Annotated in this window: 19 protein-coding genes and 1 pseudogene; 13 read left to right on the forward strand and 7 right to left on the reverse strand. The window is 61.2% G+C overall.

Annotated features, from left to right (window positions below; genetic code table 11):
• Positions 1 to 2: 2 nt before the first annotated feature.
• Positions 3 to 932 (forward strand): aliphatic sulfonate ABC transporter substrate-binding protein, encoded by a 930-nt coding sequence (locus APH25_RS10590; protein WP_060481871.1) that lies wholly within the window; start codon positions 3 to 5, stop codon positions 930 to 932.
• Between the two features lie 66 nt (positions 933 to 998).
• On the opposite strand, the gene APH25_RS10595 is transcribed toward APH25_RS10590, so the two are convergent.
• The 3 genes from APH25_RS10595 to APH25_RS10605 form a co-directional block, all read right to left on the reverse strand.
• Positions 999 to 1,562 carry a hypothetical protein gene (locus tag APH25_RS10595; protein WP_050577099.1) on the reverse strand — a complete coding sequence of 188 codons (564 nt, stop codon included), beginning with the start codon at positions 1,560 to 1,562 and terminating at the stop codon, positions 999 to 1,001.
• A 130-nt stretch (positions 1,563 to 1,692) separates the two neighbouring features.
• Positions 1,693 to 2,055, reverse strand: a complete 363-nt coding sequence (locus tag APH25_RS10600; RefSeq protein ID WP_060481872.1) for a cupin domain-containing protein — start codon at positions 2,053 to 2,055, stop codon at positions 1,693 to 1,695.
• A gap of 2 nt (positions 2,056 to 2,057) precedes the next feature.
• Positions 2,058 to 2,645, reverse strand: coding sequence for a GNAT family N-acetyltransferase (locus tag APH25_RS10605; RefSeq protein ID WP_060481873.1), 588 nt, complete (start codon positions 2,643 to 2,645; stop codon positions 2,058 to 2,060).
• A gap of 446 nt (positions 2,646 to 3,091) precedes the next feature.
• On the opposite strand from APH25_RS10605, the gene APH25_RS10610 reads away from it, so the two are divergent.
• Positions 3,092 to 3,994: a DMT family transporter gene (locus APH25_RS10610; protein ID WP_060481874.1), complete on the forward strand. Its 903-nt coding sequence runs from the start codon at positions 3,092 to 3,094 to the stop codon at positions 3,992 to 3,994.
• Positions 3,995 to 4,045: 51 nt separating this feature from the next.
• Here the strand turns inward: APH25_RS10610 and APH25_RS10615 are convergent, their stop codons facing one another.
• Positions 4,046 to 5,086 carry a GlxA family transcriptional regulator gene (locus tag APH25_RS10615; protein WP_028634264.1) on the reverse strand — a complete coding sequence of 347 codons (1,041 nt, stop codon included), beginning with the start codon at positions 5,084 to 5,086 and terminating at the stop codon, positions 4,046 to 4,048.
• 413 nt (positions 5,087 to 5,499) lie between these two features.
• On the opposite strand from APH25_RS10615, the gene APH25_RS10620 reads away from it, so the two are divergent.
• The 4 genes from APH25_RS10620 (at position 5,500) to APH25_RS10635 (ending at position 10,691) form a co-directional block, all read left to right on the forward strand.
• Positions 5,500 to 6,819, forward strand: coding sequence for an FAD-binding oxidoreductase (locus APH25_RS10620; protein ID WP_060481875.1), 1,320 nt, complete (start codon positions 5,500 to 5,502; stop codon positions 6,817 to 6,819).
• 83 nt (positions 6,820 to 6,902) lie between these two features.
• Positions 6,903 to 8,231, forward strand: a complete 1,329-nt coding sequence (locus tag APH25_RS10625) for an MFS transporter (protein WP_060481876.1) — start codon at positions 6,903 to 6,905, stop codon at positions 8,229 to 8,231.
• Positions 8,232 to 8,294: 63 nt separating this feature from the next.
• Positions 8,295 to 9,188 (forward strand): dihydrodipicolinate synthase family protein, encoded by an 894-nt coding sequence (locus APH25_RS10630; protein WP_028634261.1) that lies wholly within the window; start codon positions 8,295 to 8,297, stop codon positions 9,186 to 9,188.
• A 12-nt stretch (positions 9,189 to 9,200) separates the two neighbouring features.
• The gene (locus APH25_RS10635; RefSeq protein ID WP_060481877.1) at positions 9,201 to 10,691 is read left to right on the forward strand and encodes an aldehyde dehydrogenase; all 1,491 of its coding nucleotides are present in this window, start codon (positions 9,201 to 9,203) and stop codon (positions 10,689 to 10,691) included.
• A 97-nt stretch (positions 10,692 to 10,788) separates the two neighbouring features.
• Here the strand turns inward: APH25_RS10635 and APH25_RS10640 are convergent, their stop codons facing one another.
• Entirely contained in the window at positions 10,789 to 11,496 is a 708-nt protein-coding gene (locus tag APH25_RS10640; RefSeq protein WP_028634259.1) for a GntR family transcriptional regulator, read from the reverse strand.
• Positions 11,497 to 11,994: 498 nt separating this feature from the next.
• Between APH25_RS10640 and APH25_RS10645 the strand changes: the two genes are divergently transcribed.
• From APH25_RS10645 to APH25_RS10665, 5 genes are all read left to right on the forward strand, one after another.
• Positions 11,995 to 12,846 carry a glycine betaine ABC transporter substrate-binding protein gene (locus tag APH25_RS10645; protein ID WP_060481878.1) on the forward strand — a complete coding sequence of 284 codons (852 nt, stop codon included), beginning with the start codon at positions 11,995 to 11,997 and terminating at the stop codon, positions 12,844 to 12,846.
• 117 nt (positions 12,847 to 12,963) lie between these two features.
• Complete coding sequence (locus APH25_RS10650) at positions 12,964 to 14,049, forward strand: glycine betaine/L-proline ABC transporter ATP-binding protein (RefSeq protein WP_060481879.1); 1,086 nt, start codon at positions 12,964 to 12,966, stop codon at positions 14,047 to 14,049.
• Positions 14,046 to 14,906 carry a proline/glycine betaine ABC transporter permease gene (locus APH25_RS10655; RefSeq protein ID WP_060481880.1) on the forward strand — a complete coding sequence of 287 codons (861 nt, stop codon included), beginning with the start codon at positions 14,046 to 14,048 and terminating at the stop codon, positions 14,904 to 14,906. Before APH25_RS10650 ends, APH25_RS10655 begins: the two co-directional genes overlap by 4 nt.
• Entirely contained in the window at positions 14,893 to 15,741 is an 849-nt protein-coding gene (locus tag APH25_RS10660; RefSeq protein ID WP_218186308.1) for a proline/glycine betaine ABC transporter permease, read from the forward strand. Before APH25_RS10655 ends, APH25_RS10660 begins: the two co-directional genes overlap by 14 nt.
• 10 nt (positions 15,742 to 15,751) lie before the next feature.
• Positions 15,752 to 16,750 (forward strand): 4-hydroxyproline epimerase, encoded by a 999-nt coding sequence (locus APH25_RS10665; protein ID WP_060481882.1) that lies wholly within the window; start codon positions 15,752 to 15,754, stop codon positions 16,748 to 16,750.
• Between the two features lie 97 nt (positions 16,751 to 16,847).
• On the opposite strand, the gene APH25_RS10670 is transcribed toward APH25_RS10665, so the two are convergent.
• Positions 16,848 to 17,210 (reverse strand): hypothetical protein, encoded by a 363-nt coding sequence (locus APH25_RS10670; protein WP_060481883.1) that lies wholly within the window; start codon positions 17,208 to 17,210, stop codon positions 16,848 to 16,850.
• Positions 17,211 to 17,415: 205 nt separating this feature from the next.
• Between APH25_RS10670 and APH25_RS10675 the strand changes: the two genes are divergently transcribed.
• Positions 17,416 to 17,658: a hypothetical protein gene (locus tag APH25_RS10675; RefSeq protein ID WP_060481884.1), complete on the forward strand. Its 243-nt coding sequence runs from the start codon at positions 17,416 to 17,418 to the stop codon at positions 17,656 to 17,658.
• Complete coding sequence (gene xth / locus APH25_RS10680; protein ID WP_060481885.1) at positions 17,655 to 18,449, forward strand: exodeoxyribonuclease III; 795 nt, start codon at positions 17,655 to 17,657, stop codon at positions 18,447 to 18,449. The genes APH25_RS10675 and xth overlap by 4 nt, the downstream gene beginning before the upstream one ends.
• Before the next feature lie 38 nt (positions 18,450 to 18,487).
• Here the strand turns inward: xth and APH25_RS10685 are convergent.
• Positions 18,488 to 18,814 (reverse strand): annotated as a pseudogene (locus APH25_RS10685) (MFS transporter); the annotation flags it as partial.
• Positions 18,815 to 18,859: the final 45 nt, after the last annotated feature.

An 18,859-nucleotide genomic window follows, 5' to 3' on the forward strand; every position in this document is an offset into this window, starting at 1 on the left:
CCATGGCGCTTGCACGTGTTGCCCTACTGCTGCTGGCGGCGCTGGCGGGCCTCGCCCATGCCGGCGACCCGCCCAGCCTGCGCATTGGTTATCAAAAGGGCTCGATCAGCCTGGTGCTGGCCAAGCAGCACCAGTTGCTGGAACAGCGCTTCCCGAACACTCAGGTCCAGTGGCTGGAGTTTCCCGCGGGGCCGCAGATGCTCGAGGCGCTGAACATCGGCAGCCTGGACATTGGCGCCACCGGTGACATACCCCCGATCTTCGCTCAGGCAGCAGGGGCCGACCTGCTGTACATCGGGGCTGAGCCCGCCAAACCCCAGGCCGAAGTGATCCTGGTGCCCAATGGCAGCCCGATTACCCAGGTGGCCGGGCTCAAGGGCAAGCGTATCGCCCTGCAGAAGGGGTCGAGTGCGCACAACTTGGTGCTGCGTGCGCTGGCAAAGGCTGGCTTGAGCATCCGCGACGTACAGTGGGTGTTTCTGGCCCCGGCTGACGCCCGCGCTGCCTTCGAGCGTGGCAGCGTGGATGCGTGGGCGATCTGGGACCCTTTCTATTCGGCCATGGCACTTGAGGGCAAGGCGCGGCTGCTGGCCGACGGGGAGGGGTTGGGCTTGAGTGGCCCCTTCATGCTGGGCGCCCGGGCCTATGTACAGGGCCACCCACGGTTCGTCGCGCAGGTGCTTGACGAAATCAGCCGTGCCGAGGCGCTGACCCGCAGCGACGAAGCCGGCAGCGTGCGGTTGCTGGCGGCGTTCATGGGCCTGCCGGAGGCGGTGGTGCAGCGCAGCTTCAGCCACCGGCCGCCATCACCGGTACTGCCGGTGAGTGACGCGGTGGCTGCGGCTCAGCAGAAAACGGCTGACCTGTTTTTCGAGCACAAACTGCTCCCGAAGCGGGTGCGGGTGGATGCATCGTTCTGGCGAAGGCCCTGAGGGATCATGAGACTCGCGGGTATTTCCAGTGTGGCTGTCGGAAAGCTCGGCGGTGCTCGCCTGCGATCAGCCCCAGAAAACCAGGTAGATCTTGCAGGCCACCATGATGACCAGCAAACCCAGCACCACCCGCGCTAACCAGGGTTTGCTGGGTGGTGCGCCGTCCGGGAAGTGGTCAGCGGGGGTTGCCGGCAGTACGCCTTTGCGTTGCAGGCGCATTTCATGCAAGCGCTGGCGCATGCCGCGATGGCGTTTGCTGTTGATCACCAGCAAACCCAGCAGGGCCAGTGCCAGCACCGCCAGTTGCCCTGGGCCGGCGTAGCGAGTACCGAACAGGCTGGCGGCTACCAGCGCGGGCGCCAGCAGGCAAGGCACTACCAGCCAGATGCCCCAACGCAAACCCCGGATGAAGGCGAACTGACCTGTGCACAGCAGTAGTACCAGGCCCAGCAGTACTGCCATGGCGTAGTTCCCGCTGTCAGGCACACCACGCAGATAACTGTGTTGCCAGAGCGCGATGCCGCTTCCTGACGCCAGCGCACAGAGCAAAAAGCCGCCCGCAAAGCTTGGGAAAAACCGCGCCATGAACGCGTCGAATTGGCCGCCGCTCAGTCGCCCTGGGTGTTTCATCGCAACGCTCCTTGTCAGTGATTCAGGCTGTCATTGCCTTGATGCAGGGCGCGAACAATAGCAGATTATGCGTTTGTGCCCGAAACCGCTGCTGCACTGCCACAGAGGCTCAGCCTGATGCCGAGACAAGTCACGCGCTGGCGGGCACGAGGATCACAAAATTCTTCTTCATGTCTTCGAGCACAGTCCATTTGCCCTTGGCGCCTGGTTCGATAATGAACGTGTCGCCAGCGGCGAGTGTGACCGGGGCGCAACCCTCGAGCTCGATCACGCAGCGCCCACCCAGAACGTGGCAGAACTCCCAGACTTTGTAGTCGATGCGCCAGGCGCCGATGCTGGCTTCCCACTCCCCGGAAATGCGGCCTTGCTGTTCATCGTGATAGTACTTGGAGGTCAGCGTGTGGGGGTTACCTTCCAGGACCTCTTCGAAAAAGGGAAGGTCGCGCACCGGTTGGATATCCAGGTCGCGGAATACGGTCAGCGTCTTGTTCATCATTATTTCTCGAGCAGGTTGTGGGTAGGACGATACATCAAGTAGGCGTCACCGGTGACGCCCAGCATCGGGTGCGCAACGATCTGGCAGGTTTTAACAATCTGGAAGCCATGGCGTTCATAGAACCGGCGTGCGCCGTGGTTTTCTGCATAATCGATCAGGCATAGCCCCTCCAGCCCGGCAGCATCGGCGCGCTGCTGGGCATGGCGAAGAAACTGCACGCCAAGCCCCTGGCCGCGCCAGGCCTCATCCAGGGCCAGGCTGGAGATGTACAAGGTGTTGGGTATTTCCATGTCGGCATAAGGCGCAAGCACCGGGTCGGTCTCGACATGCCCGTCGGGCGTGGCGTGCAAGGCGTAGCTGTGCATCATGCCGATGACGCGCCCTGCGTCGGTGGCCATCAGGCAGTTCCTGTAGGAGAAGTCACCCTGCTCCCGGGCATAACGGGCCGCACCGACACTGAGCAGTGCTTCACCCGGTGCGGCGAGCTTGCTCCATATGTAATCGGCCATGCCCTCTGAGGTCAGTTGAAAGAAGCGCGCGATATCGTGCGCATCCGAGGCTAGAGCGGGTCTGAATTCGATGGGCATGCAAGGTGGTTCCGTGGCATCGGGTGGTTAGTTTTTCAAGGGTTACGCCTGTGGCAAGGTGGCAGAGTAGGAGGTTGGAAGCGTTGCCATCATGCTCTGGGCGAACACTGTCAGCACAAGGTGCGACGTTGCCCTCATGCTCCGACCCTTACCTGGGCTGCCTCAGGTGGGTGTTCTGCTTGGCGTGTCTACATTTGACAAGGGCACGTCCTCTCAAGGCGATAGAGGCCCCTGTTGGCGGGCCATAATTCACATAACGGCTTACTGCGCGCTACCGGTAAGCCGCTGCACTATCTACGAGTAAGCAGCCTCGTCTCATAATTCCAACGCTGCAGCGCCCCGCACCGGCCCGCCGGTAGCACCTCATAACTATAAATCTCCAATCACACTCAACGCCGCGCTGCGACTGTGCGGATTGCGTTCGCGCACCTATTGAGACGACTGCCATGATCGCTACTTCTGTTTCTGCGGCCGGTGTTGCCACCGGTCATCGCAATGCATTGCTCTGGGCGCATATCGCCGCCTTGCTGTTCGGCCTTACCGGTATCCTCGGGGCGTTGATCCTGGCAGACGCCAGTATCATCACCTTTGGCCGGGCGACCTTTGCCTTCATCGCGCTGGGTTTCGTTGCGGGCCTTAAAGGCACGCGTCTACTTGACGCCCTGACCTGGCGCAACGTACCCGTGCTCGGCCTTACCGGCACGTTGCTGGCAGCACACTGGGTGACATTCTTCATTGCCGTAAAGGTCGGAGGGGTAGCGGTAGCCACGCTCGGTTTCGCCAGCTTCCCGGCCTTCATTGCCCTCATCGACCTGCTGTTCTTCCGCGAATGCATCAGCCGTAGCGAAGGGCTGTTACTGCTGATGGTAACGGCTGGCCTGGTACTGGTGGTGCCTACGTTCGACCTGCTCAACGAGGGCACTGTGGGGCTGATCTGGGGGCTGGGCTCGGGCGTTTCATTTGCGTTGCTGGCAGTGGTGAACCGGCGGCACACCACGCACATGAAAGCCTTGCAGGTGGCGTTCTGGCAGAACGTTGTGGTTGCCCTGCTGATGGTGCCCTTCGCGTTTGATCATCTGCCGGCTACCGGTCTGCATGCACAGGACTGGATGTACCTGGCGCTGCTCGGCGTGTTCAGCACCGGGCTTTCGCAGTTTCTCTTCGTCAAGAGTCTGGAGGGTTTGCAAGCGCGTACCGCGGGCATGATCATTGCCTTGGAGCCCGTTTACGCCATCCTTGGCGCGTGGTGGCTGTTCGAGGATGAGCCATCGCTGCGCATGGCTGCAGGGGCATTGATGGTTGTTCTGGCAACAGTACTCGGTGCGCGCTGCAAGCCTACCCCCCATTGACGCCGCGAACCGGGCACTGAGCCCCAGGTGCGCTGTTGATGGGGCCGTGGCTCACTTCACTTCACGCTGCATGCTTTTAATGCACCCAAAGCGTTTTTCCTTGGAAGGGCTGTAGCCGAAAAATGCCGTATAGCATTTGCTGAAATGGCTCGCCGAAACGAAGCCGCAGGCAATCGCCACACTCAGTAGTGGCAGCTCTGAGTACTGCAGCAGGCGGCGGCTTTCGGTAATGCGCAGCTCCATGTAGTACCGAACTGGGGTAGTGCCCAGTTGGTGCTGAAACAGCCGGCCTATCTGCCGCTTCGAACGGCCTACATAGCTGGCCAGCTGATCCTGGCTCAAGGGCTCTTCAAGGTTGGCGCTCATCAGGTTGATGGCCTCGCGCAAAGGCTCGCTGATGTTCGCATGGGGAGCGGGGCTGGCGCGGCGGTAGCGCGACGCCTCGAAAGCCAGGATCGCGGTGATGCCGTCGGTGAGTTGCGTACCCCGTTTCGTGCCCAGCCATTCGAGCACCATATTGAACGCGCCGGCAGGGCTGGCAGCGCTCAAGCGGTCCCGGTCCACCACGAAGCTCTCGGAGCTGACATGGCTGCGCGGCGCTGTCTCGGCCACTGCGGCCCGGTGCTCTGGGTGCACGGTGCAGCGGTAGCCATCCAGCAGGCCGGCCTGGCTCATGAACCATGCACCATTCCAAAGCCCTGCAAGTGCGACACCTTTGTGCGCGAGCGCCTGCAGCCAACCCGTCAATTGCACCGAAGCGACCAGTGGGGTGCGCAACCCTGCGCAGATCACCAGTAAGTCGAGTGGCTGCTGAAGGCCTGCGGTGATGGCTGCTGCGGGGCAGATCACAATGCCCAGGTCGCTGGTGACGGCGGCCCCGTCAACACTGAAGGTGCTGCTGGCGCAACTTCCGGGCTGGATCAGGTTGGCGGTGACGAGTGTATCCAGCGCCTGCGTGAACGCAGGAAGGGAAAAGTGCTCAAGCAGCAGGAAGCCAACCTGCGTCTGCTGCCTGACACCAGCATCGACCGGGGGCGTGAAGCGTGAGTTGTGACCGCTTAGGGTATTGCTGAAGTTGCGCGTCGGGTTCACGGCGGATTTCTCGAATATTCAAGGCGGGTTAAACGCACTGGCAGAGGGTGCTAGGGCAGGCAGCGGCTAATGTATACCAAAGATAGACAATGAATACAGTAGATGGGTATGGAGCCTGCGGCGGTATTTAAAACGTGGGTATCCGGTAGCGTTCAGGCGTAAATAGACATGATTGAGTCGCTAACAGACGTGCCGCGCGCGTGCGGCTGTGAGCGGTATCGAAAGCAGAAAAATATCTGTAGACACACTGTCTAACGCTGCCTATATTCAGTATACAGACTATAGACATAGCGCCATCGTACGACCTCCGCGAGCTTCGATAACTCGGGCCGTGCAGGCTCGGTTCACCGATTGCCACGTGATCGCGAGGCGGGATGAGGAACAGGCGCTAACAACAACAACTGGTTCCTGAAATGATAAAAATAAGTTCGTTGCCCGCTGACGACACAACATGCGGCTGGTACCACCTCAGTAAAGGGCGGCAGATCAAGCCCCCACATACCGGCCATACCCATGCTCGCTGGGTGGTGGTGGGTGCTGGCTTTACGGGCCTGGCCGCTGCTCGGCAATTGGCATTGCATTTTCCGGATGACCAGGTCGTTCTGCTGGAGGCCCAGGAGGTGGGCTACGGCTCGTCTGGCCGTAACGCCGGCTTTGCAATCGACCTGCCGCACGATATCGGCGCCGAAGACTACATCGGTGACATTGGCATTGCCCGTACCACCCTCAAGCTCAACATCAGTGGCCAGTCATTGCTCAAGGACCTGGTGGAGCGTTACCAGATCGACTGCCAGATGAAGCATTGCGGCAAATACCAGGCGGCCGTCGAGCCGCGCGGTATTGCGGTGCTGGAAGCCTATCGACGGGGTCTGGACAAACTCGAACAGCCCTATCAGATGATCGAGGCGGATGAGTTGCCTGAGCACATCGGCACCCACTTCTACCGCAAGGCGCTGTTCACACCGGGTACCTCGCTGGTGCAACCCTCGGCACTGGTCAAAGGCCTGGCAGATCACCTGCCCGCCAATGTCACGTTGTACGAACACACGCCGATCACCGACGTCGCCTATGGCGCTCAGACCGTGCTCAAGCATGCCGACGGCTCGATTACCGCCGACAAGCTGGTGCTCACTACCAATGCCTTTGGCATGAGCTTCGGGTTCCTGAAAGGGCGCATGTTGCCGGTGTTCACCTACGCCAGCCTGACCCGGGTAATGACCGATGAGGAACAAGCGCGCCTGGGCGGCAAGCCTTACTGGGGCGTGATCCCTGCAGACCCATTCGGCACCACGGTGCGGCGTACGCCGGACAACCGCCTGCTCATTCGTAACAGCTTCAGTTTCAACCCGGATGGCCGCGCAAACCGCAAGTTCATCGACAGGTTCGCGGCCCGTCATCGCGACGCCTTCACGCGTCGTTTCCCGATGTTGCCCAACATGCCGTTCGAATACACCTGGGGCGGCGCCCTGGCCATGTCGCGTAACCACATGGGGTTTTTCGGCGAACTGGCGCCAAACGTGTACGGCGCCCTGTGCTGCAACGGCCTGGGTGTGACCCGTGGCACGGCCACCGGAAAACTGTTGGCCGACTGGCTGGCGGGGGAGCACAACGAGCTCATCGACTTCGTGCGCAAGACGCCCGGGCCCAATGCCAACCCGCCCGCACCCCTCATGTCGCTGGGCTTGAACATGAACCTCAGGTGGGGGCAATACCGGGCAGGCAAGGAGAGCTGAGCCCTTTCAATGCCTTGAATGCCGTGGCCGGGCTTGGCCGCTGGCTGAACAGGTCGGCACTACAGCGGTAGCAGGAGAAAATAATGACAAACTCTGATGTATCGATTGAAGACGTTCCTATCAGCCGCTTTCACCAGTTGCTGACGGTCAGGTCCGGCGGCGGTTCGTTCGTGGACGGCTATGTGCTGAGCATTATTGGCGTGGCTATGTCACAGATGTCCGTGGGCCTGGGGCTGACCAGTTTCTGGCAGGGCATGATTGCGGCCTCCGCCCTGATGGGTATCTTCTTCGGCGGGTTTTGCGGCGGGTGGTTGACTGACCGGTTTGGTCGCAAACGGGTCTTTTTCGTCGGGCCCACCTTCTTCATCCTGGCGTCGTTGGCCCAGCTTTGGGTCGACTCGGCGCTCGCGCTGTTCCTTTTGCGCTTCGCGATCGGCATTGCAGTCGGGATTGAATACCCGGTGGCGACTTCGCTGTTGGTGGAGTTTTTGCCCAAGAAAAGCCGTGGCCCACGCCTGGCGACCCTGACGGTGCTGTGGTTCGCGGGCGCCGCAACGGCCTACATGACCGGTGAGGCCATTCTGCTGCAGGGTGGGGATGATGCGTGGCGCCTGGTGCTGGCCAGTGCCGCCGTGGTCGGCGCCGTGTTGTTTGCGCTGCGCCTGGGCACCCCCGAATCACCGCGGTGGTTGATCAGCAAAGGCAGAACCGCAGAGGCCGAGCAGGTCATAAAAAAGGTGTATGGCCAGGCGTTCTCGCTGCGCAACCTGCCCGAAGAGCCCAAGACCCGCAAGCTCTCGTTCCTTAGCCTGCTGCACTCGGGTTACGGCAAGCGCATGTTGTTCGTCACGATGTTCTGGACCTGCTCGGTGATCCCAGTATTCGCGGTTTATGCATTCGCGCCGAAGGTGTTGGGTGCGCTCAACCTCAAAGGTGAGTGGGCGTCGATAGGCTCTGTGGCCATCACCAGCCTCTTCGTGGTCGGCTGCATCATCGCCACCCGTTTGCTCAACACCTTGGGCCGACGCACCACACTGCTGCACAGCTTTCTGTGGTCGGGGCTGGCGCTGCTTGGCCTGGGGGCCTGCAGTGCCGGCTCCGAGATGCTGATTTTGGTGCTGTTCGGTGCATACGCCTTGTTCATTGGCGGCGCCCAGGTACTCCAACTGGTCTACCCCAACGAGTTGTTCCCGACCGAGATCCGCGCTGGCGCAGTAGGCGTGGGTACCTCCCTGTCTCGCGTAGGGGCGGCGGTGGGCACCTGGCTCGTGCCAATTGGCCTCGACACCTATGGCATCGGCGCAACGATGTACGCAGCGGCGGGGGTTACGTTCGTCGGCCTGGCGTTCTCGTACGCACTGGCGCCTGAGACGCGCTCCATGAACCTGCAGCAGGCGGCGTCACTCGCTTGACCCAGCCAAGCCGCGGCGTGCGTGCGTCGTGGTTTTAATCCAACGACATACTGGAGATATACCGTGAAGTTCGAAGGCATCTACACACCTGCAGTGACCCCGTTGTCGGCCGACGGCTCGATCGACAAAGCGGCCTTTGCCGACGTTCTCGAGTACCTGGTCGATTCGAAGGTGCACGGGGTCATCATCGGCGGTTCAACCGGCGAATACTACGCCCACACCTCCCAAGAGCGCGTTGAACTGGCCGCACAGGCCAAGGACGTGCTCAACGGCCGCCTGCCATTGATCGTGGGCACCGGCGGCATCCGCACCGAAGACGCCGTGGCCTTCGCCCAGCATGCCAGGGACATCAAGGCCGATGCGCTGCTGGTGGGCACCCCGCCGTACGCACTGCCCACCCAGCAGGAAATCGCCCTGCACGTCAAAGCGGTCGATGCCGCTGCCGGCCTGCCGATCATGCTGTACAACTACCCCGGCCGCATGAGCGTGAGCATGGGCGAAGCGTTCTTCGACGCCGTGGCTGACGTGAAAAACATCGTCGCCATCAAGGAAAGCTCAGGTGACATGGCCCAGTTGCACCGCCTGGCCATCAAGCGCCCGAACATCCAGCTGTCCTGCGGCTGGGACGATCAGGCCCTGGAATTTTTCGCCTGGGGCGCCAGGAGCTGGGTCTGCGCCGGCTCCAACTTCATCCCGCGCGAGCACGTGGCCCTGTACGAGGCCTGCGTGATCGAGAAGAACTTCGACAAGGGCCGCAAGATCATGGCCGCGATGATGCCGCTCATGGATTTCCTCGAGGGTGGCAAGTTCGTCCAGGCCATCAAGTACGGGGTTGCCCTCAATGGCCTGAATACCGGTGGTGTGCGCAAACCGTTGTCCGACCTGGATGCTGCCGAGAAAGACACGCTCAAGCAGGTTGTAGCTGAACTGAAAGCCACCATCGCCCAGATCAACTAAGGAGCCTTGAACATGGCTGACTTGCTGAGCAAGGATCAATACGCGGCCATCGCCGCCGACCTGCAACTGCGCACCCAGGCGTTCATTGACGGTGAATTCCGCGATGCGATCTCGGGTAATACCTTCGTCACCACCAACCCGGCTACCGGCGAGCAGTTGGCCGAGGTCGCAGCCTGCGATGTCAACGACGTGAACGTCGCCGTGGCCGCAGCCAAACGTGTGTTCGAGCAGGGTACCTGGTCGAAGATGCAGCCGAACGACCGCAAGCATGTGATGCAGAAGTTCGCCCAGCTGCTCGAAGACAACGCCCACGAGTTGGCAGTGCTGGAAGCGTTGGACAGCGGCAAACCGGTCAGCGAGTGCCAGACCGTCGACGTGCCGGAGACCATCCACACTGTCCGCTGGCACGCCGAACTGATCGACAAGATCTACGACGCTACCGCCCCGACCGGCAATGCAGCAGTGACCATGGTGGTGCGCGAAGCCATCGGTGTGGTCGGCCTGGTGCTGCCGTGGAACTTCCCGCTGCTGATGCTGGCCTGGAAGATCGCCCCATCGCTGGCTGCCGGGTGCTCGGTAGTGGTCAAGCCCGCCAAGGAAACCACCCTCAGCGCCTTGCGCGTGGTGGAGCTGGCCCATGAGGCGGGTATTCCTGCTGGGGTGTTCAACCTGGTGCCTGGCGGCGGCCGCGAGGTGGGCGAAGCCATTGGCCGCCACATGGATATCCCGATGGTGAGCTTTACTGGCTCCACCGATACGGGGCGGCTGTTCCTCAAATATGCCGCAGAGTCCAACCTCAAACGCATCGTCCTGGAGCTGGGTGGCAAAAACCCGGCGGTGGTCATGAACGACTGCGAAGACTTGGATGAAGTGGCCCAGTTCGTCACTGCCGGCGCGTTCTGGAACATGGGCGAGAACTGCTCGGCGTCCTCGCGCCTGATCGTGCACAAGGACGTGAAGGATGAGCTGCTGGCGCTGATCGGGAAGCATTTGAAAGCGTGGAAACTGGGCGACCCGCTCGACCCGGAAAACCGCCTGGGGGCGATGGTCAGCAAATCGCATTTCGAGAAGGTCAAGTCCTACCTGGACTACGCCAACGAGCACAAGCTCAACGTGGTGCAGGGTGGCCATACTGAGAGCGGCCTGCGTGTGCAGCCGACCATTGTGGATGGCGTTACCCGCGACAGCAAACTGTTCGTAGAGGAAATCTTCGGCCCGGTGCTGAGTGTGACCAGTTTCGAAACCCTCGACGAGGCGATCGAACTGGCCAACGATACCGTTTACGGCCTCGCAGCGTCGGCGTACACCGGCAGCCTGCGCAATGCGCTGCGCCTCTCGCGTGAAATTCGTGCCGGCGTGGTGACCGTGAACTGCTTTGGCGAAGGTGACGTAAGCACGCCTTTCGGTGGCTACAAGGAGTCTGGTTTTGGTGGGCGCGACAAGTCCATCTGGGCCCATGACCAATACACGGAGTTGAAGACCATCTGGATCAACGCTTCGTGATCCGAGCAGTCGCGTTGCTGTTCTGACGGCGTTCGGCACGCAACTGGCCACTGCCCCTTGGGGCAGTGGTTTTTTCGTTGGAGCCCAGGCGCCGACATCAGTAAGCCAAGGCGACCTCAACACCGCTGGGTGCGGTGTATTCGGCCATCCGCCTGCGGGACAGCTCCCAGTGGGCCTGGACGATCTGCGTAGCAGCCTGCGGGTCGCGGCGTTCGATGGCGTCGATCATCTGGTCGTGCTGGTCGCAGGCCAGTTCAAGGTCGCGTTGCATGTCATCGGTGGTGGGGTGGCGGTAGAAGATCCGCCCCAGGCGCGCGTGATCAATCAGCAACCGGCGCAGGCTGGGCATCAGGTACTCGTTGTGCGCCATCTTGCCAATCTCGAGATGGAACGCGTCGTTGAGGATGACGCGGTTTTCAACGTCTTTACTGTCGATCGCCTGGCGAAACTGCTGCTGGATACGCTTGAGCTGTTCGATCTCCGCGTCGCTGGCGTGCAGCGCAGCCAGTTGGGTGGTGGCGATGTAGATAAGCGGTGCTGCAAGAAAGAAACTTCGCAGGGAGTCGTGGTTCATCGCTGCGACCCGCGGGGCGCGGTTGGTTTCCAGCTCGATGTAGCCCTCCGCTGCGATCTGACGTAGCAACTCGCGCACCGGCGGCCTGGACAGGCCGAATTCATTGCCAAGGGCGATCTCGTCGACGACCGCGCCAGGCGCAAGCTCCATATTCAGGATGCGGCGACGGAGTGCCTCGCTCAATACCACTTTGCGATCAATCGGGATATCCGTGGCCTTCGGCGCATTCATGGAAGACTTCTTGTTGGTCATGAGGTTGTCTACGGTTTGGATAAGGGCTTTAGAAGGTGATTAGACAGCAGGCCTACACACAATCATGAAGGTGTTTCGCCGTCAGTCTACGGTATTGGCTTTGCCATCGCTGCTTTTATCAAAGGGCCCACGCTGCTGCGCTCGGTGGCCCATCTGCCGCTCACATTGCGCCAACGCGTTACACCCTACGCCCAAGCCCAGGCGGTAGCGCTGTTCCATTCACGACAGAACAATTCCTGATTACGACTGGCCCTGGCCTCGGCGCCCAGCATCTCGACGAGCTCAAGCGCAGAAGATTCAAAGGTTTGAGCTGAGTTGAAGAATTCTATTTGTATACATATAGAATTCAGTGAGTATTGACCGGCTTGTGCGCCCGTGCCAGTCTCGCTGCACGCGCCCGGTGGGGAGCCCTCCGCAAGCCCGGGCGTGTACTCGGCATAGGCGTCACTTATAAATTCACAATAAAGGTAAGAGCCAATGGGTTACATGAAGAAAGCGCTCTGTGCGCTCGCGATGTTAAGCGCAGCGGTGCTCAACGCGCAGGCGGAAGACAACGTGATCCAGGTGGGTACCCTGTCGTGGGAAGACCTGACACCCATTACCGGTATTACAAAGAAAGTGCTCGAAGACTCCGGCTATACGGTCAAGGTGACATCGTTTTCCGAATGGGGCATTGCCTACGCTGCACTGAGCAAAGGCGATATCCAGATTCTGGCGTCGCAGATTGACTACGTCGCTCAGGATTACTGGAACCGCAACAAGAACCGGCTGGAGAAGTTGTCCCCGGTTTCACACGGGTTGTACCAGGGCATCGCGGTGCCCAAGTACGTACCCATCGACTCCCTCGAACAACTCAACGACCAGGCCGATAAGTTCAGCAACAAGATCATTGGCATTGAGCCAGGCTCTGGGCTGATGAGCGACGCGGCGAAAGCGGTCACCGAGTACGGTATTCGGCTCAACCTGCTGGAGGGCAGCTCTGCGGCCATGACCGCGGCGCTGAAGTCGGCCATCGACCGCAAGGAATGGGTGGCGGTGACGATCTGGGAGCCTTCCTGGATGTCGCAAAAGTATGACCTCAAGTTCCTCAAGGACCCCAAAGGGGTGTTCCCGCCACCGCAGGGCTACTACTGGATCGGGCAAAAAGGCTTCGCGGAAAAGAACCCTCACGCCCGTGAAGTGCTGGCCGGGGTCTACGTGCCGCTCAGCGATATCACCGCCATCAATGGCGAAGTCAAGGACGGCAAGACCATGGACCAGGCCGTCGCGGACTGGACCTCGCGTAATGCCGAGTTGATCAGACGCTGGGAAAACATCAAAAAGCCCTGACCTGAAGCGTGACCGCTGAAGGAGGGCGGTCACGTTCATGATTGCCGATCTGCCACTGACACTGCCGTAAACGACTTAAACAATAAAACCAGAAATTGCTGGGTTGACGGGTGTGAAATGAAGAGTTCAGTTAGTTGCGCTGATGATGTGCTGGTAAGTTGCCGTGGTGTGTGGAAAGTGTTCGGCGAGCATGTTCAAGATGCTATCCAGGCGAGCCGCGATCATGGCATCTCCAAAAAGCAGATACTGCAGGACCATGGCTGCGTCATCGGGGTGTCCGACGTCAGCCTGGACGTCAAGCGGGGCGAGATTTTCTGCATCATGGGGCTCTCGGGCAGCGGCAAATCGACCCTCATCAGGCTGCTGAACAAGCTGATCGAACCCAGTGCAGGGCAGGTACTGGTCAAGGGGCAAGACTTGGCCACACTTGATGGCCCGGCATTACGCAACGTCCGTTCGCAGCACATCGGCATGGTGTTCCAGAGCGTGGCGCTGCTACCCCACCGGACGGTGTTGGAGAACGTCGCGTTTGGCCTGGAGGTACAGGGCGTCGCCAAGGCCGACCGGCTCTCGGCGGCCCAACGCTCGCTGGACAAGGTGGGTTTGAGCGATTGGGCCTCGCGCTACCCAAGCGAGCTATCCGGGGGCATGCAGCAACGCGTGGGGCTTGCCCGGGTGCTTACCTGCGACCCTGAGATCATCCTGATGGATGAACCGTTCAGCGCGCTGGATCCGTTGATTCGTCGCCAACTGCAGGATGAGTTTCGCAGCCTGACGAAATCCCTAGGCAAGTCGGCAGTCTTCATTACCCACGACCTGGAAGAGGCCATCCGCCTAGGCGACCGTATCGCGATCATGAAGGACGGCGTGATCATCCAGGTCGGTACCGCTGAAGACATCGTATTGAACCCGGCCGATGGCTATGTGGCCGACTTCGTTGCCGGGATCTCACGCTTGCATCTGGTGAGGGCGCATTCGGTGATGGCGTGCCACGCAGCGTGGGGCATGCGCCACCCCCACATCGACCTGGGTACGCTGCCCGTTGCAAGCCCGCAGGCCGACCTCGACGAGCTGATCAATTGCCTGGTCTTGTCCAGGCGTGAAGCCTTGCTGATCGTGGACGACGGCCAGCCCATCGGTATTGTCACACCCACCGACCTGCTCCGTGGGGTGCAAGGCGCTGAGCGGGAGGCGAGGGGATGAACCTGTCGACCTTTCCCGCCAATTTCGATGCCGCTGTAGACGCCGGGCTGGAATGGTTGACCGACAGCGGCGCCCAAGTATTCGACTGGATCAACGGGGTGCTCACCAGCCTGGTGGATGCATTGTCATGGGTGCTGAACCTGGCGCCGTTTTACGTCGTGGCGTTGGCGATCGGCGCACTGGCCTGGCGGCTGTCGGGGCACTGGCGATCAGCAGCGCTGACGGTCATCGGTCTGCTGGTATGCGCACTGATCGGCATGTGGGGCGAGACCATGAGCACACTGGCGCTGGTCCTGGCGGCAACCACATTGGCATTGCTGGTCGGCATCCCATGCGGTGTGATCGGTGGGCTGTGGCCCAAGCTCGACGGTGTGGTCGAGCCAGTGCTGGACCTGTTGCAAACCCTGCCACCCTACATCTACCTGCTACCCGCTATTGCTCTGCTGGGTTATGGCTCGGCGACCGCCTTGGTGGCGACGTTCATCGTCGCTATCCCGCCGGTGCTGCGCCTCACTGCGCTGGGTATTCGCATGACCCCACGCGCCTTCATCGAACTGGGCGAGGCCAGCGGCACCCGCCCAATGCAGCTGTTCTTCAAGATCCGCCTGCCGTTCGCCTTGCCCAGCATCATGACTGGCGTCAATCAGAGCCTGATGATGGCGTTCGGCATGGTGGTGATTGCGGGGATCGTAGGCTCGGGAGGGCTTGGCGAAGCCATCTACGGGGCCATACGCACCCTCGATATTGCCCGCTCCATCGATGCCGCCCTGGCGATCGTCATCCTTACCCTGATCCTGGACCGCCTGGCACAGAACGCCACCCCTTCGCAGCGTGAGGCCCAGAATAATGCTCACTGACATGCGCTTTTCTCCGGGTGCCGTGCTGGCGCCAGGGGTCGACTGGCTCAATGCCAACTTCCACCCGTTGTTTGCGTTCATCAGCCGTGTGGTTGACGCCGTGCTGGGTGGTTTCGAGGCGGCGCTGCTGGCGCTGCCTGCGTGGGGGGTGATTGCATTGGTCACCGCGCTCGCCCTGGTGATGATCAACGTGCGTACGGCCGTGCTGGCCGCCGCCATGCTGGGCTTCTGCCTGCTTTCGGGGTTGTGGACGGCATCCATGCAGACACTCGCACTGGTGTCAGTGTCCGTGATGCTGTCAGTGATGATCGCGTTCCCGCTGGGCATCCTCGCGGCTCGGTTCAAGCGTTTCGAGCAAGCCTCCAGCCCCGTGCTGAACATCATGCAGACCGTACCGCCGTGGGTCTACCTGATACCTGCGGTGATGATCTTCAGCCTCGGCAAGGTGCCCGCCATCATGGCCACCGTGATCTACGGGGTGGCACCCATGATGCGCCTGACCACATTGGCGTTTCGCCAGGTGCCGCGCCCCCTGCTGGAACTGGGCCAGGCACTGGGCGCTACGCCCCGGGTGATCCTGTGCAAGATCGAGATCCCTTCGGCTGCCCCCACACTGCTGGTAGGCCTGAACCAGTGCATCCTGCTGTCGCTGGCCATGGTGGTGCTGGCCGGCCTGGTGGGCGCTGGCGGCCTTGGTGCTGAAGTGACCCGGGGCCTGACGCGCATGGAGATGGGCCTGGGGCTACGGGCAGGGCTGGCCATCGTGGCCGTTGCGTTGCTGCTGGACCGTCTGTCACGCGGCTTGCTGCAGCGTAAGCCGGTACGCCAACACTAAGGAGATCTGCATGCGCAAGACGTTCTTCTGCATCGATGCCCACGCCTGTGGCAACCCGGTGCGTGTAGTTGTCGGGGGCGCGCCGTTGCTGCCCCACGTCTGCATGGCCGAGCGCCGTGCCCTCTTTCTGCGTGATCACGACTGGATGCGCAGGGCACTGATGTTCGAACCGCGTGGGCATGACGTGATGTCTGGCGCCATGATTTACCCGACGGTGCGTGAGGACTGTGATTTCGCCGTGCTGTTCATCGAAGTCAGCGGCTGCCTGCCAATGTGCGGCGCCGGCACCATCGGGCTCAGCACGGTGGTGCTCGAGCATGGGCTGGTGACACCCCGAACGCCGGGGCGGCTGGCTATCGAAACGCCAGCCGGCAAGGTGGAGGTGGAGTACGTTGAAGCCCACGGCAAGGTGAGTTCGGTGCGGTTGATCAATGTACCGAGCTACCTCCACCAGGCTGATCTCGAAGTATCAGTACCAGGGCTTGGGGTACTGAAGGTAGACATCGCCTACGGGGGCAATTATTACGCCGTCGTCGAACCTCAGCCTGGCTGGCCCGGGCTGGATGGCCTGTCGGCGGCGCAGATCGTCGACCAGAGTCGACGTTTGCGCAGTGCACTTGCCCCCCTGTGCGACCCCAGGCACCCGGAGCACGATGACATCCGCGGGGTGCACCATGTGCTCTGGTGTGATGCAGGGCGGAAGGCCGAAGCCGATGGGCGCGGTATCGTCTTTTATGGCGACAGTGCCCTGGACCGTTCGCCAGGCGGCACCGGCACTTCAGCTCGGCTGGCACAGTTATACGGCAGAGGGCGGCTAGGGGTGGGCGATACGTATTGCAGCGAGAGCCTCATCGGCACCACATACCTTGGGCGTATCGAGTCGGCCTGTAAGGTGGGTGAGTACGATGCCGTGATCCCAAGTGTTTCAGGATGGGCCCGTGTAACAGGGCTGAACACGCTGTTCGTGGATGAGCGTGACCCTTTGGCGCATGGTTTTCAGGTGCTGTGACGGCCGTGTAGTTGCAGTGACAGGTCGAGGCCAGGGCTTGTAGCGGCACCGGCCTCGTCCTGCTTACGATCTACCTAGAGGGTAGGGGCGCTTAGCTTTAGCCTCCGCCACCCGCACCACCCGCACCACCCGCGCCGGAGCCGCTTGAGCCGCCCGTGCCACCGCCCATGTTCGACCCACTACCGTTGCCGTTTCCGGTATCGGTCTCTGAGCCGTCGGTAGTGCCATCCCCACCGGTGTTGTCGGTGCCGTTGCTCCCGGTGCCGCTAGCGCCGGTACCCATGCCATCTCCGGGCGTACCTGAGCCTGTGGCTCCGCCATTGCCATTCATGTGGCCGCTGTCTTGAATTTGCGCGCCCGGTGCGCGTTGGTCGTTCATGTCGGTCGCTGCCAGCGCCAGGGGCGCGCTGGCGCCAAGACACAGAGCCAGCACTAGCGATTGGGACTTGAGGATCTTCATGGTGTATCTCCTTTTGGATGCTCACCCTTGCTTTGTCCTGCCCGCCGGGCGACCTGTGCGATGCGGCCGACGTAAGGGACGAACAGCCTCGGCGCCACACTTTGCGGCGCACGTAAGCACGGCTCCTTGTCTCGGGTACACATTGCGGTTGAACATCCCGCTATGCCCAGGCTCTGACCAGTAATGATCAAGCGAGGACGTTCAGATGAGCATCGAACGCAGCATCCCCGAACTTGCAGCTTGGTATGCACAGTACGACGACATCAGCTACCGGCAAGCATCGCCCGACGCCTACCACCATGAACTGGTCCGCACGGCTGAAGCCCTGCGTGACGACGGCATCATTGACTGGGACGACTGGCTGGCGCTCAAGTCGCTGGCCGACCAGGCGCATGTGCGGGCACTTGAAGAGGCAGTGGCGGCCCACGTCAGTGACCCGAACGCATGAAAGCCCTGAAGATCGCCACCTTCAACATCAACGGTATCCGCAGCCGCCTGCCGGCGTTACTGGCGTGGCTGGCGCGCGAACGGCCCGACATTGCCTGCCTGCAGGAACTGAAGGCAGCGGATCGGCAGTTTCCGCGCCAGGAGATCGAAGCAGCGGGGTACGGCTGCCTGTACCTGGGGCAGCCGGCGTGGAACGGCGTGGCCGTGCTGGCCCGTGACAGCGAGCCGCTGGAAGTTGCCAGGCACCTGTCCGGCATGCAGGACGATGACCAGAGCCGCTATCTGGAAGCTGCCGCCCATGGGGTGCTGGTGGGCTGCCTGTACCTGCCTAACGGTAACCCGCAACCCGGCCCTAAGTTCGACTACAAGCTGCGCTGGTTGGACTGCCTGGTCAAGCATGCACAAACGCTATACGACAGTGGTCATCCAACGGTGCTGGCCGGTGATTTCAATGTGGTGCCGACTGACATGGACATCTATAACCCGCGCACGTGGGGCAAGGATGCGCTGCTCCAGCCTGAGTCCCGTGCGGGGTTCGAACAGCTGCTGGCGCAGGGCTGGGTCGACGCCATCCGCCATGTGTACCCTGATGAGCGCATCTACACGTTCTGGGATTATTTCCGCCACCACTGGGCCCGCAATGCCGGGTTGAGGATTGACCACTTGTTACTCAATAGCGACCTTGCTCCCTACCTGAAAAATGCGGGGGTCGATGCCTGGGTACGGAATGAAGCGAAGGCCAGCGATCATGCGCCCGCTTGGATCGAGTTGGGTGCGCGTCGCCGACGCTGATAGTGCAGCTGTCGCCTAACAGGCGAGACGGTGCTGGGTCACGTCATAACACCTACGGCTGCACGCCGCCATATCAAGCGGAAGAGGGTGATTGACCAGTTAGCCAAGGCCACGCACTAGACGGTTGTCAGCAACGTCTGCATACCATGGCTAACAATGATTGTGCCGGCCAGCAATGGAAAGCCAAAAACACCCATAAAGTAAGAAAGGCTGAACAGCACCAACGATTGAGCGGTTTTTCCAGAAGGTGCTTCATTGGCAGCCAACCCGTTGATCACTGAATAGGTCAAGCCATAGCCAATACCCAACAGGACGGCTGCCACCAGATAAGTAACAGGTGAGTTGACGGAGAACATGAACATCACCTGGCAAAGATAACCGGTGTCACTTACCAAGCCCCGGCCAACCCC

It is taken from the genome of Pseudomonas sp. NBRC 111119, from assembly GCF_001320125.1.
Lineage (GTDB): Bacteria > Pseudomonadota > Gammaproteobacteria > Pseudomonadales > Pseudomonadaceae > Aquipseudomonas > Aquipseudomonas parafulva.

Coding starts and splice junctions, on each gene's coding strand:
- APH25_RS10590 (WP_060481871.1), top strand. CDS start 3: ATGGCGCTTGCACGTGTTGCCCTACTGCTGCTGGCGGCGCTGGCGGGC.
- APH25_RS10595 (WP_050577099.1), bottom strand. CDS start 1,562: ATGAAACACCCAGGGCGACTGAGCGGCGGCCAATTCGACGCGTTCATG.
- APH25_RS10600 (WP_060481872.1), bottom strand. CDS start 2,055: ATGAACAAGACGCTGACCGTATTCCGCGACCTGGATATCCAACCGGTG.
- APH25_RS10605 (WP_060481873.1), bottom strand. CDS start 2,645: ATGCCCATCGAATTCAGACCCGCTCTAGCCTCGGATGCGCACGATATC.
- APH25_RS10610 (WP_060481874.1), top strand. CDS start 3,092: ATGATCGCTACTTCTGTTTCTGCGGCCGGTGTTGCCACCGGTCATCGC.
- APH25_RS10620 (WP_060481875.1), top strand. CDS start 5,500: ATGATAAAAATAAGTTCGTTGCCCGCTGACGACACAACATGCGGCTGG.
- APH25_RS10625 (WP_060481876.1), top strand. CDS start 6,903: ATGACAAACTCTGATGTATCGATTGAAGACGTTCCTATCAGCCGCTTT.
- APH25_RS10635 (WP_060481877.1), top strand. CDS start 9,201: ATGGCTGACTTGCTGAGCAAGGATCAATACGCGGCCATCGCCGCCGAC.
- APH25_RS10640 (WP_028634259.1), bottom strand. CDS start 11,496: ATGAATGCGCCGAAGGCCACGGATATCCCGATTGATCGCAAAGTGGTA.
- APH25_RS10645 (WP_060481878.1), top strand. CDS start 11,995: ATGGGTTACATGAAGAAAGCGCTCTGTGCGCTCGCGATGTTAAGCGCA.
- APH25_RS10650 (WP_060481879.1), top strand. CDS start 12,964: ATGAAGAGTTCAGTTAGTTGCGCTGATGATGTGCTGGTAAGTTGCCGT.
- APH25_RS10655 (WP_060481880.1), top strand. CDS start 14,046: ATGAACCTGTCGACCTTTCCCGCCAATTTCGATGCCGCTGTAGACGCC.
- APH25_RS10665 (WP_060481882.1), top strand. CDS start 15,752: ATGCGCAAGACGTTCTTCTGCATCGATGCCCACGCCTGTGGCAACCCG.
- APH25_RS10670 (WP_060481883.1), bottom strand. CDS start 17,210: ATGAAGATCCTCAAGTCCCAATCGCTAGTGCTGGCTCTGTGTCTTGGC.
- APH25_RS10675 (WP_060481884.1), top strand. CDS start 17,416: ATGAGCATCGAACGCAGCATCCCCGAACTTGCAGCTTGGTATGCACAG.
- xth (WP_060481885.1), top strand. CDS start 17,655: ATGAAAGCCCTGAAGATCGCCACCTTCAACATCAACGGTATCCGCAGC.